The 12,869-nt window shown below is 42.0% G+C and carries 13 protein-coding genes; 6 read left to right on the plus strand and 7 right to left on the minus strand.

What is annotated here, in order from left to right:
• The first annotated feature begins 68 nt into the window (after positions 1 to 68).
• The 6 genes from PHC76_RS11025 (at position 69) to PHC76_RS11050 (ending at position 4,901) form a co-directional block, all read left to right on the plus strand.
• The gene (locus PHC76_RS11025) at positions 69 to 806 is read left to right on the plus strand and encodes a TetR family transcriptional regulator (protein WP_299973086.1); all 738 of its coding nucleotides are present in this window, start codon (positions 69 to 71) and stop codon (positions 804 to 806) included.
• Positions 799 to 2,127: an AarF/ABC1/UbiB kinase family protein gene (locus PHC76_RS11030; RefSeq protein ID WP_300210066.1), complete on the plus strand. Its 1,329-nt coding sequence runs from the start codon at positions 799 to 801 to the stop codon at positions 2,125 to 2,127. The genes PHC76_RS11025 and PHC76_RS11030 overlap by 8 nt, the downstream gene beginning before the upstream one ends.
• The gene (locus tag PHC76_RS11035; RefSeq protein ID WP_299973092.1) at positions 2,120 to 3,586 is read left to right on the plus strand and encodes a DUF4153 domain-containing protein; all 1,467 of its coding nucleotides are present in this window, start codon (positions 2,120 to 2,122) and stop codon (positions 3,584 to 3,586) included. The genes PHC76_RS11030 and PHC76_RS11035 overlap by 8 nt, the downstream gene beginning before the upstream one ends.
• Positions 3,587 to 3,681: 95 nt before the next feature.
• On the plus strand, positions 3,682 to 4,044 hold the full coding sequence (locus PHC76_RS11040) for a hypothetical protein (protein ID WP_299973095.1): 363 nt from the start codon (positions 3,682 to 3,684) through the stop codon (positions 4,042 to 4,044).
• A 4-nt stretch (positions 4,045 to 4,048) separates the two neighbouring features.
• Positions 4,049 to 4,441, plus strand: a complete 393-nt coding sequence (locus PHC76_RS11045; protein WP_299973098.1) for a VanZ family protein — start codon at positions 4,049 to 4,051, stop codon at positions 4,439 to 4,441.
• A complete protein-coding gene (locus PHC76_RS11050; protein WP_299973100.1) occupies positions 4,428 to 4,901 on the plus strand; it encodes a hypothetical protein in 474 nt (157 codons plus the stop codon). The genes PHC76_RS11045 and PHC76_RS11050 overlap by 14 nt, the downstream gene beginning before the upstream one ends.
• Here the strand turns inward: PHC76_RS11050 and PHC76_RS11055 are convergent.
• Genes PHC76_RS11055 through PHC76_RS11085 form a run of 7 tightly spaced genes read right to left on the minus strand, consistent with a single transcriptional unit; the run spans position 4,894 to position 12,780 of the window.
• Entirely contained in the window at positions 4,894 to 5,607 is a 714-nt protein-coding gene (locus PHC76_RS11055) for a 16S rRNA pseudouridine(516) synthase (protein ID WP_299973102.1), read from the minus strand. The two genes, PHC76_RS11050 and PHC76_RS11055, sit on opposite strands and share 8 nt — an antisense overlap.
• Positions 5,608 to 5,611: 4 nt before the next feature.
• On the minus strand, positions 5,612 to 6,262 hold the full coding sequence (locus tag PHC76_RS11060) for a DUF3226 domain-containing protein (RefSeq protein WP_299973105.1): 651 nt from the start codon (positions 6,260 to 6,262) through the stop codon (positions 5,612 to 5,614).
• On the minus strand, positions 6,255 to 7,217 hold the full coding sequence (locus tag PHC76_RS11065) for an AAA family ATPase (RefSeq protein WP_299973108.1): 963 nt from the start codon (positions 7,215 to 7,217) through the stop codon (positions 6,255 to 6,257). The genes PHC76_RS11060 and PHC76_RS11065 overlap by 8 nt, the downstream gene beginning before the upstream one ends.
• A gap of 54 nt (positions 7,218 to 7,271) precedes the next feature.
• Positions 7,272 to 9,104, minus strand: a complete 1,833-nt coding sequence (locus PHC76_RS11070) for an ABC-F family ATP-binding cassette domain-containing protein (protein WP_299973111.1) — start codon at positions 9,102 to 9,104, stop codon at positions 7,272 to 7,274.
• 8 nt (positions 9,105 to 9,112) lie between these two features.
• The gene (locus PHC76_RS11075; RefSeq protein ID WP_300210067.1) at positions 9,113 to 10,189 is read right to left on the minus strand and encodes a phosphoesterase; all 1,077 of its coding nucleotides are present in this window, start codon (positions 10,187 to 10,189) and stop codon (positions 9,113 to 9,115) included.
• An 8-nt stretch (positions 10,190 to 10,197) separates the two neighbouring features.
• Positions 10,198 to 12,330: a flagellar biosynthesis protein FlhA gene (gene flhA, locus PHC76_RS11080; RefSeq protein WP_299975171.1), complete on the minus strand. Its 2,133-nt coding sequence runs from the start codon at positions 12,328 to 12,330 to the stop codon at positions 10,198 to 10,200.
• 45 nt (positions 12,331 to 12,375) lie between these two features.
• Positions 12,376 to 12,780 (minus strand): Rrf2 family transcriptional regulator, encoded by a 405-nt coding sequence (locus PHC76_RS11085; RefSeq protein ID WP_299975165.1) that lies wholly within the window; start codon positions 12,778 to 12,780, stop codon positions 12,376 to 12,378.
• Positions 12,781 to 12,869 lie beyond the last annotated feature (89 nt).

The following is a 12,869-nucleotide window of genomic DNA, read 5'->3' on the forward strand; positions in this document are numbered from 1 at the left end:
CTTGCTATAAAATACTTGACAATAAAAGCCTATTTAATATATACTACTTTAAATAAATAGGAGGAAATATGAAAATCTCTCAGGAAAACAAAGAACTTACCAAATTGAAGATCTTATCAGCAGGTGTCGAGCTGATTATCGAAAAAGGGTTCAAAGATGCTTCGATGCGTGAGATAGCGCAACGTGCCGGAGTGAGTAATCCGACGATCTATAACTATTTTCCGACCAAAGAGCAGATGCTCTATGCCTATATCGAATGGAAGCATCAGCAAACGCGCGAGATTTTGGGCGGTATCGAGGGGTTTGAGAACTATACGTTGCGTGAACAGCTTCAAACACTGATCGAAACGGAACTCGAACTTTATCTCGAAGATCGCGAATTTATCCTCCAAATCTCAGAGATGGTGTTTCACTCTTCGTCGTTGAAACTCGATTCTCTCTATGCAACCAATCGTCTCTTTGTCGAAACTGCGGCTGAGATGATTGCTATTTCTATCGAAGCGGGAGAGATTGAGAAGCCTCCGTTTGAAGAGTATCTGCCGAAGTTATTTTGGGACTATTTCGTGGTGGTGGTCGCTTACTGGGTCAAAGATGAGAGTGAGTCGTTTGAAAATACGACGCAGTTCATCGATCACTCTATGGGGGTTATCGAAGCGTTACTCCAATCAAATCTTTTAAATAAAGCCTCTGAGTTGGGGATGTTTTTGTTTAAAAATCATCTCCTCTCCTCCCTGACACGTTTTTCCACCAAACAGAGCCGTTTCACCAAAATGAAGCGTAAACTCGGGGAGGTGTTGCATGGATAAGTGCATACCGACAACCACGATGGCACGTGCCAATGTAATCGGTAAAACATTGGTCAAAATCGGAGCGAACCACTCCAAAGGGGCGATTAAAAAACTGATCTCATCGGGTAGTAACCGACAATCCATCCACGATGAGACGCAAGAAGCTACGGCAAAGCTAATCATCGAAGCACTCGGCGAGCTCAAAGGGGTGTCGGTTAAAATCGCCCAACAAGTCGCTTTGGCGTTGCCTTTTTTACCGCAAACGTATCTCGAACAGATCACTAAATCATTTAATGCGATTCCGCCGATCAACCGTGCGCTGATTCGTAAAATTATTAAACAAGAGTTGGAACACTACCCTGAAGAGGTGTTTGAATCATTTGAATCAACACCGTTTGGGAGTGCCAGTTTGGGACAGGTGCATAAGGCGACGTATGGGGGAGATGCTCTTGCGGTAAAAGTGCAGTATCCCGGTATCGCCAATACAATCAATACCGATATGGGGATGATCAAGTTCGCCCTTCAACGCTTCGCTAAAGGGCAAAATGTCGATCATTTGATTGAGGAGATCAACCAACGTCTTTTTGAGGAGGTGGATTACGCGTATGAAGCGAAAAACGTCCTATTTTTTAGCGAACGTCTCAATCATCCACAGGTGGTTATCCCTAAAGTCTACCCTGAATTCTCTAGCTCAAAAGTACTGGTGTGCACGTATATAGAGGGGAAATCGTTCGGAGATTTTTTAAAATCTTCTCCGACGCAAGAGGTGCGAAACCATTATGCACAGCTCCTCTTTGATACCTTTTTCACCTCGTTGTATGCGCTTAAAGCAATCCATGCTGATCCTAATCCGGGTAATTTTATCTTTATGGATGATGATCGACTGGGGCTTATCGATTTTGGATGTATCAAATACGTGGATGATGATTTCCTCGTCCCCTATAATCGATTGCACCTCTCGCTCATAGAAGGGTGCGATGATCTCACTATCGCAAAACAGTATGCCGCGCTCAATATGATCGATTCGAGTGATGATGTGTCGATGGTTGCGTTTTATCACGAGGTGATTAAACCTCTGGATCGGCTCTATATCGATGTTCTCACAAAAGATCATTACGATTTTGGAAATAATCACTCATTTTCCAAAAAAGGGTTTGAAACCATCTTGGAAGTGCAGAGGAAACAGACCCATTCGGTGCACAAATTTAACCAAGAGTACCTTTTTCTAAACCGTACTCTCTTGGGGTATTACACAATGTTTGAGCAGCTAGGTGCGCAGATCGACACACGATCGGCTAGAAGTATTATGAATCAATACCAAGGAGAAAATCATGGCTAATATGACTGAAGAAGTTCGCACAATAGATGTTGAAGAGTTGCGCTTTACGAGCGGGTGGTTTAGTATGTTGTTGATCGGGGTGAGTTTGATACTTGCGTTGTTTCAATCGTTTTTTGTTCCGAATAATGTGGTTGGATTAGGGAATATCCTTTTTTTCCTGATTGCGATGATTCCGATGCTTTATTTGGCTTTGAGCGCTCAGGTGAGCAATCGATATACGTTATGGCTGCTTCCGTTGGTCGCGGTGTGGACTGCCGATGTGTTTATTTATAATAATGCGTTGACGCAGTATTATCTCCCGACTATCATAATGGCGATGATTGGGATTTTGTACCTCACGAGTATGCACAAAGTCGATCATTTGTATCAGACGATGATTCCGAGATTGTTGGTTGCATTTTCACCGTTGAAATATTTTAGAGTATTTTTCTCTCATCTGTTTGCACTCAATCCGAACTATTCAATCTACAAACGGATACTCAAAGGGGTTCTCGTGACCGTACCGTTCGTGGCATTATTTTTGGCACTGTTTATGAACGCAGATGTCCGTTTTAATCATGAAGTTAATGTAATCGTAGGACTATTTGCTCTTCCGAGAATAGATCAGGCCATTTCGATGCCACTCTACTTTTTCCTCTTTTTAGGTATCTATCTCTATAGCTATCTCAACCGTGCGGAACGCTCTAGCAATGATGAGGCAAAACCCTATGATAAAGTGATTGTCGGTATCTTTTTAGGGGGACTTAATATCCTCTTTGTCGCTTTTTTGGCTTTTCAGATTGCGTATCTCTTCGGAGGGGAAGCGTACATTACTCAAGCAGGAGTTACGCACGCTCAGTTTGCTCGTGAAGGATTTTTTCAACTTGCATGGGTTATCGCTTTGGTCGTCGTTATCTTTTTGGGGATGATGCGCCGCTATAAAGGAGAGATGAGTATTCAAATCCTAATGGGTCTGTTTATGGCGCAAACGGTAATTATGGGAATCGCATCGCTCAAAAAGATGCATTTGTATCAAACATTGATGGGGATGACAACACTGCGCTACTATGTGGAGTGGTTTGAATATTTCTTGATCGCGGTGTTGGTTGTGGGGATTGTTCTGATGATTATCCGCCAATCGTATCACGTTATCTTGAGTACCGTTACCGCTATGGGGTTGATTGCTTTTACGATAGTCTCATCACTCAATGTCGATTATATGATTGCGTCACATAACGTAGAAAAGTTCAAAAATGAACCTGCAAAACTCGATACCGAGATGCTCTCGACTCTCTCTATCGATGCGTTGCCGGCATTGAATGAGACTCCCGTAATGATAGCGGTCAATTTTCCAAAAGATAGTTGCCAAATTGCTATGCAATACCATTACGGTAGATGTAAACTGATTGGGCAACATGGGGAGAAACAATTGTTTTATGTCAATCAACGCAATACGACTACGGTTGCTGTCAATAATTAAATTCTGCCTCAAAGAGGCAAGCTTTAGTGCCCTAGCGGCTAGCGTAGTCAAAGGGATTTCATTCCTTTGGCGTTCAAATATTATAGGAGCTTCAAATGAAAGTTTATGATTTTTATAAAAGTTTTGGAATCGATATGAGTTGCCATAACGGCGGTCAATTTTATGCGCTAAAGCGTTCAGAAGCACTGGAAATGGTCGAACTTTTGAGGGAAGATGGGGTTACTATCCACAGTATAGATGTATTGCATCGTAATATCAGCGGATTATTCGATTATCGAAACGAGAGGGGTGAACGCATCTGCTGGGATTTTGATAGCGAAAATATCCCGGAGTCTGAGCGTTATGGTGTTGCGACATCAAGAATAGAGGCTTTGGGAGTGGAGAACGTCGCATTTTTGTTCTCGGATGAAAAATCATACAAAGCATGGAAAAAAAATCATCAAAGAATGAGTGCGTAGATCGATGGAAACGACACTGAAATCGAACACTCTGAAACGGGTTTTTTATCCTGCATCTTTTTTCGTCCTATTGTTAGCGATCATCTATAAAGCCGATACGGCAAATTACAATTTTGCGTTTCATGTGGTAGGGATGATCCCCTATGGCGACAAAATCGCTCATGCCGTTTTATATGGGATTATGGTGTATTTGCTGAATTACGGTTTTAATGGAAAACAGTGGTTTAGGATAGAAATTGGATCATTAATTGTATTTGCTTTTGCGTTTGTCGAAGAGGTGAGTCAACTCTATTTCCCTAGCCGCTCATTTGATTGGTTTGATCTGCTCGCGGATGTGATCGGGATTGTTGGGGCAGCGGTGGTTTATCGGAAGGTGAAAAAGCATGAAAAAGCGTAATATCTTTTTGTCTGTTGCTCTTATAGTTGTAACAACAGCATATTATACGGGGATTTCTTTTTCGATACCGATATTTAACACTGTTACTTTTGGGATAGCTTTAATCTCATTTATTATTTTATCGAATCTGTTAGCAACAGAAAACGCAAAATTTTATATCAAATTAATTTTTGCTTTTGGATGGGTATACACATTTGTATTTGGAATATTTTTATTAAACATGCTAATAGATAATCGAAATGCTGATTTTTCAAATATAGATGAAACTCAATTTTGTACACAATCAATGTATGGTTTTGTGGGAACAGATGGTGGTACTGAAATGCGTGCGTATAAAAGATTCTGGATTTTTGATAAAGAAATTGGAAATTATCGTTTATCCGATTATTATCAAAGTGCGAACGATACGAAGGGTATTTATGAATTTTGTAAAGATAAAAAGATAATTGAGCTCAGATAAACGTATTTTCCAATATACGATACTCCCCCTCTTTTAAATCCCCCAGTGTCAATTCCCCAAATGACAAGCGGTGCAGTGCGGTGACATGATTTCCTACCGCCGCGAACATCCGCCGTACTTGATGATAGCGCCCTTCGGTAATTTCTAATGTGGCATGGGTTTCGTCGATTACGGTAAGTTTGGCGGGTAGGCAGGGGCTTTTTTCACCGTTTAACATCAATGTCCCCGAAGCGAAAATCTCTGCTTCATTCCCGTTTAACGCTCTATCTAATGTCGCTTCGTAGATTTTAGCAACATGGTGGCGCGGGGAGGTGAGGCGGTGGAGTAATGCTCCATCATCGGTGAGGAGAAGCAGTCCACTCGTCTCTTTGTCGAGCCGTCCGATCGTGGAGATTTTGGGATCGCGCACTCTCCATCGCGGCGGGAGGAGATCATAGACGAGTCTCCCTTCTCCTTCATCATGACTACAGATCAAACCTATGGGCTTATGCATCAAAATCACCATCCCAGAGGGGGGATCGAGGGGTTCGCTATCAAAACAGATTTCATCATGAGAGACTTTGGTATCGTTTTTGAGGGGGAGATTTTCAGCATGGGTGATGATCCCTTCTCGTATGAGGGATGCAACCTCTTTGCGGGTGCAATACCCCAATGAGGAAAGGAGTTTGTCCAGACGGGTTTGTACTTTAGATCTTGAATTTTGCACGAAATTAAAATAGTTGTAAAAAGGCTTTTAAATCAGTAAGTGCTTTGTGCTCAAAATTCCAGATAGGTTTTTTGATGGCAATCTCATTTTTACATTTTCTATCAGCTTGTGTTTGTTCTTTTTTGGTGCAGGTATCGTATCTTAGATAGTTATTGACCCAAAATTTATCAAAATCTTTATCACTGATCTTTTTGCCGGAAGCTATAAGACAATCTTTCCATGCACTTAAACAATCCGCGAAAGTTGAATCTTCAGTTTTAATTGTTTTGAGTAGTGTTTCGAGTTCGCCATATCCATCGATATTAGTGATATAACAAACAAATTCTATATTGAGTTTGTCACTTCTGATGGGTGTGTTAATGTTTTTAATCTCAATAGTATCATCAAACTGTTTAACGACAGAGTCAATCAGTGCTAACCGATTTTCGATACCTTCTTTATCCGCATCGAGAATGATGCCAATTTTAGTGTAGTCATCGAATTTAACTTCGTCTAGGCACTCAAATAATTTTTTTTCTGATAGTCCATTTAAACACTCATAGTCATCTATTTTACATATTGGCTGATTAATTTTAATATCAATTTTAAGTGATTCACTTAATGCTTCGATAAAATATTTGTCATTATGACTTTCGACGATTAAAAGATTACTCACCTCTAAACTCTCCATTATGAGATAGTGAATACTCTAATTGTTCTTTGTCCCGTTTTTTTACATTAATTTGATTGGTTTTTTTGCTTTGGTAAAATTCGAAATAATAAGTATCTTTATCATCAAATTTTTGTTGAATACGATTGAATGACTCAATACACTCTTTGGAATGAGTTGTTGCAAAGACTTGGACATTTTGTTCTTTGGAAACTTTTAAAATAATTTCCCATAGTTCATCAAGTTGAGTGTAATGAATGCCATTGTCAAGCTCATCAATAAAGAGATATCCATTTTCGCATTTAAACAGTGATGTAATGATAGAGACCAAATGTCTCGCACCATCCCCAAGTTCAGTGAGGTCAAGCCATACACCATTTACTCGACATTGTGGTATATCGCCAGCGATAATTTTTTCGATTCTATTATCAAATGTATGTAAAATATCATTTAAAAATTGTTCTTTATCTTTTTTTTGAATAGAGAGATAAGCATCTTTAATTTGACTATTACCAAATCCAAAATTATCGATAAATACTATATTGTGTATTAAATTAAGATCATAAGAGAATTCATTAGCATTAACATCAATGATTTGTTTATTAAATTCAAAATGGTATTTTTTAATTCCTTCGTTTTCATCGATATTAAAATGAGCGTTATTGATATTGGAGGAGACTGAGATATTATTGGTTTGTTCTACAAATTTTTTAGTATCATCTATAAGTCTATTTTCTAAAATATTAAGATTTTCTCGCATATATTTAATACTTTGTAGAGAACCAACAAAGCTTTTAATATTCATAGCCATTATATTGATATAACATGCTTCCATAAAAGAAGTTTTACCTACATTATTTTTTCCACCAATGAGATTAACTCTACCTAACCCTTCGGCTTTAAAATTGTGAAAACATTTAAAATTATTAATTTCTATAGTGTTTATAAAATGATTGTTCATGTTTTCCTCCAAAAGTATTAGTGTATCATACGTTATCGAACAAACTCGTAAAAACTAGAGCTCTTCAATCTTCGCCTCGTATTCGCTCTCGATACGTGCTATCTCATCGCTCGCGATTTCGAGTCGTTCGAACAGCTCTTCGATCATCTTCTCATCATCTCCGACGCTTTTGGAGAGTTCGAGGAGTTTGGATGTCTCCCCTTGGTTTGAATAGGTCGTTAGGAGTTCATGAGAAGTCTTTAGTTTCTCTTCGAGCTTCATGATGGTATTTTCGCAGGTGTCCACCTCTTTTTTGAGGGGGCTGAGGAGTTTTGAACGCTCTTGGATGAGGGCGGCACGAAGCTGTTTATTCTCTTTTTTGTTGACGTTTTGGGTCACTTTGGGAGGTTTTGGAGCATCACTGATCTCTTCATCCCATCCGATTTTCTCTAAAAAGTCATCATAGGTGCCATCGAAAAACTCAGCGTTCCCCTCACGGAAGATGATGAGCTGATCGGCTAACTCGCGCAATAGCATCTCGGAGTGGGTGACGATGACCACAGAACCCTCGAACCGCTTTAATGCGTCGCAGAGCGAATCGATCGATTGCATATCGAGGTGGTTGGTCGGCTCATCGAGGAAGAGGAGGTTGGCAGGGGTGGCGATGATTTTGCCCAGCATAACGCGGCTTCGCTCCCCCCCAGAGAGGATAGAGATTTTTTTATCGGCATCGTCACCGCTGAACATCATCGTCCCGCAGATTCCACGGATACGGACATTTTGCAACGTATTGTCGGCACTTTGTATCTCTTCGGTGATGGTGCGGTTTTTGTCGAGGCGGTCGATGTTGGTTTGACCGAAGTGGGCGATGGCAGTGGAGGGGTGAGATATGATCTCACCGTTGGGTGTTAAAACCCCTGCAAGGGTGTTTAGGAGGGTTGATTTTCCCTTACCGTTTTTCCCGATAATGGCGAGACATTTTTTTGCCTCTAGTGCAAAGGAAATATTGCGAAAGAGGAGTTCATCGGCACTGTAGCCGAACGAGAGCTCTTTAACCTGCATAATCACTTTGGCGGGAGTAGGTTTATACGAGAATGAAAAAGAGAGGTCTTTCTCTCCCTCAAGTGATTCCATAACACCCATTTTATCCAACTCTTTTTGCTTGGATTGTGCCATTACTGCTGAAGAAGCACGGGCTTTGTTGCGGGCGACGAAATCCTCTAATTCGGCACGCTTCTTGTCGTGGTTGATTTTGGTCTTCTCATACAGCTCGTCTTCGCTTGCCATCATCTCATAATATTTGTGGCTGTTTCCTTTGATGATACTGACACAGCGGCGGCGCAATCCCATCGTATGGGTCGTGACTGAGTCCATAAAATCACGGTCATGGGTGATGAGGATCACTTCCCCCTCGAAAGAACGGATAAACGAGGCGAGCCAGCGGAGTGAGACAATGTCGAGGTAGTTGGTCGGCTCATCGAGGAGTAGCAGATTCGGTTCGGTGACGAGGAGTTTCACGAGGTTGAGTCGGATTTGATACCCACCTGAAAAACTGAGGGGATCTTTTTCCAAATCGTCCTGCGTAAACCCTAGACCGAAGAGAATTTTTTCGACGCGATAGACCTCATGCTCCATATCACCTGTGAGAACCGAGGCACACTCTTCACGGACGGTTTTATGGGTGAAATGGAGGTGCTGACGTAGCGTTCCGATGCGGTAGTTTCTAGGGATAATGACCTCACCCGAATCATAAGGCTCTTCATCCAAAATGATTTTAAAGAGGGTCGATTTACCCGTCCCGTTACGTCCGACAAATCCGACTTTGTTTCCGGCGTTCAGTTTGAGAGATAGGTTCTCAAAGAGAACCCGAGTGCCGAAGCTTTTGGTAAGGTTGTTGATCTGAATCATAGAGTGAGTTACTCTTCTATTTTATGGGGTAATTTACCGGGCATTGCCTCTTTGTTGGCGAGCATATCTTCCATCTGACGTTTCACTTTATCGTAGCGGAATTGCTCTTTAAACCCTTGGATACGTCCCCCTGCCGCGTTAGGATGTCCTCCACCGCCGACCCATTCGCCTGCCATTTGAGCGACATCGACTTTGTCATGTCCGCGAAGACTCATCGTTCCGCGTGTACCGACATCGACGATGAAATCAAAATCGGGATATTCGGTTAAAAAGCCGTTTCCGATGATCGAGGTGTTTCCTAAACCGTAGCTCAAAAATCCACGCCACCCTTTATAATAGATGGTCATCGTAGAACGCTTGGTTCCAAGCAGTGCGACAATGTGTTTGGTGGAGAGATTATCGAGGGTATTATCGATATCTTCTTTGAAAAAATCTTTTTTCATTTTATGAAGTGTCTCATCCAAAACGATATTGGCATTAGGGAGATTTCGCATGTGTGCTGCTTGCTCTAGCATAGCGAGTTTGTAGGCACGATCTTCATCACCAAACATAACACGACTCAGCTCTTTGGCATCCGAGATGAGACGCATACACACTTTGCCGTATTCGAAATCGTCCTCTTCATCTTGGTGCCATAAATCGACGGCATTGACGACGTGAACAAATGCTTCGAGCCATCCAGCTCCGTTTAAACCATAATGTTCGCACGCATAGTCATAGACGATTTTTGTAGCACAACGCTCGGTATCGAGATAATACCACGGATATTGTGCCGCTGTATCTTTTCCGCTACCGTGATGATCGAGGAGGGTGATGGTAAGCTTCCAGCCGCTATCATTGAGACGGTTCACTTCAGTATTAAGCCATTTCGCCTCTTCGGGATAGAGGTTAAGATCGCTGATAAGGATGGTTGCTTCTTGCTTATTTTTTTTGATAGTTTCAATAATCTCTTCGAGACGATCCATTACCTCAGCGCCATAGTTTGCATTATAACTGTACATAAGGTGTGCGGTTTGTGCCATAACCAATTGACAGCTGTACCCGTCGAGATCGATGTGAGAGAGATGATAAAACGTTTTTTGCATATATTTCCTTATTTGTCTAGAGTGATAGAGCCGAGTACTTCAAATTTAGCACCGGAATCGATTTCAGCGTGAGAGAGAACGACTATATCGAGGTTAAATCGCTCATATATCTCTGCCAATGGACGGCGAAGTTTTGGATCAACGATGATTATAATAGGGGATATCCCCTTTTGAAGTAGTTCACTCGCTTTCGTACTGGTTGCTTGGATGAGTTCATTGATCTCACCGACATTGAGGAGGAGCTGTCGAATCCCATCACGCTCTTGCGATTTCTCTAAAAGACGTTGTTCACTCATCGTTTCAAAGGTGAGGAGTTTGATAACTCCATCAGCACCGCTATAAGCCTGTGTAATGATACGGGAGAGTTTTGCACGGACATGCTCGGTAATGATATCGACGCTTTTGGTATATTCGCTCACATCGGCTATGGTTTCTAAAATCGTAATCATATCTTTGAGCGGGATACGTTCATGGAGTAACGCTCTAAAGACACGTTGAATTAGTCCAATATTAGAAACTTTGAGAACATCATCGACGAGAACCGGATAATCGTTTTTGATTTTATCGATGAGCGATTGGGTCTCTTGGCGAGTGAGGAGCTCTTCGGCGTATTTTTTTACCAGTTCAGACATATGAGTAGAGATAACGGTAGAGGGGTCTACGACCGTATATCCGTTGATAATTGCATCCTCTTTGAGTTCAGGGGCAATCCAAAAGGCATCGAGTCCGAATGCCGGCTCTTTGGTGGGTTCCCCCTCAATCTCACCGATTGCCATTCCGCTGTCCATTGCTAAATAGCGATCTGGCTGTATCAAACCATCCCCAATCATTACCCCTTTGAGAAGAATAGAGTACTGGGTAGGTTTGAGGTGAAGGTTATCACGTATACGAACTTGAGGCATTAAAAAACCGAAATCAGAAGCAATTTTACGGCGCATTGAACGGATACGTTCCAGTAAATCTCCCCCTTGGTTACTATCGGCGAGACGAATAAGCTGATAGCCGAGGGTGAGTTCTAACATCTCGATTTTGAGGATATCTTCGAGTGCTGCCTCTTCTTCTTTGGCAATCTCTTCGTTGGTTTTTTTGCGAGTCGTTCCTGTAGATGGTGCAGAGGGGTCGGATACGGACGAAGTACTTTTTGAAGCGGAAGCTTTTGGTGTCAAAACAAAATCCCCTTTTTCATATTTGTATAGGGCATACCCTAGCCCTAAGAAAATCAATCCAACAAACCCCATGGAGAGTGTCGGTAATCCCGGGGTGAGGGCAAACATCATCATAATGACACCCACGATAATCATCACTTTGGCATTACCCATAAGCTGTTTGATACTTCCCTCAGCAAAATTGCCCTCATCATTGGATGCACGCGTAATCATAATACCGGTAGCTGTAGAGATAATCAAAGCGGGGATTTGGGAGACGAGACCATCTCCGATAGTTAGAATCGTATAGGTTTGTGCACTGTGGGCAACATCGAGATCAAATTGAAAAATACCGATTAAAAATCCGCCGATGATATTGATAAAGGTGATGATGATTCCGGCAATCGCATCCCCTTTGATAAACTTACCCGATCCGTCCATTGCCCCGTAAAAATTGGCATCTTGCAAGATTTCGGCACGTCGGCGTTTGGCTTCTACTTCATCGATGAGACCGCTGTTGAGATCGGCATCAATCGCCATCTGTTTTCCGGGCATCGCATCGAGGGTGAATCGCGCTGCAACTTCGGCGACGCGGTTAGATCCTTTGGTAATAACCATAAAATTGATGAGGACGATGATACTAAAGACGATTACACCGATGACGTAGTTTCCACCGACAACGAAATTTCCGAAACTGGTGATGATGTCACTCACTGCTTCAGGACCATCATGCCCATGGCTCAAAATCATACGAGTCGTTGCAATATTGAGCGAGAGACGAAAGAGGGTAATAATGAGCAATAGTGTTGGAAAAGTAGTAAGATCGGTTGGTTTAGGGATATAAAGGGAAATCAGTAAAATCAAAACCGATAAGGAGATAACAATAGCGAGAAAAAAATCGAGCATTCCACTTGGGAGTGGGACGATAATAATCGCCAAAATTGCCATAACGAAAACAACAACACTGAGATCGCGTGACGCAAAAATAGCGGACATTACCCCCTGAGCAGTTGGTGTACGGTTTTTTGCTTTTGCCAAATCTTACTCTTCTAAAATAGCTTCGAGGGTGAGAGTTCCTAAAAAGGCATCTACTTTCCCCTGTAAACGATTTAAAAATGGCCAAATACCGCAACTCATCGCTTTATGAGAGGGACAATCTTCGAGCGATGGCGAACAGCTAAAAACAGCTGGACTTTTCCCCTCTGCCGCCTCCATCACTTCGAGCATGGTAATCTCTGAACTGAGCCGTGCAAGTTCAAATCCGCCATTAACCCCTTTGAACGAGTTTAAAATCCCTTTGCGGGCAAGAGCTTGAAGAATTTTCGCAAGAAAGCTTTTGGAGATATCGAGTTCACGGGAGAGAGTGTCAACGTCAAGAGGTTTATCTGCTTTGGCAAGAATGATAAGTGATAATATGGCGTATTCACTGGCACGGGTCATTAACATCCATAATCCTTCTATCTATTATTTGAACGCCAAAGGAATAAAATCCCTTTAGCTACGCTAGCCGCTGAGTCACTAAAGCTTGCCTCATC

Source organism: Sulfuricurvum sp. (genome assembly GCF_028710345.1).
Lineage (GTDB): Bacteria > Campylobacterota > Campylobacteria > Campylobacterales > Sulfurimonadaceae > Sulfuricurvum.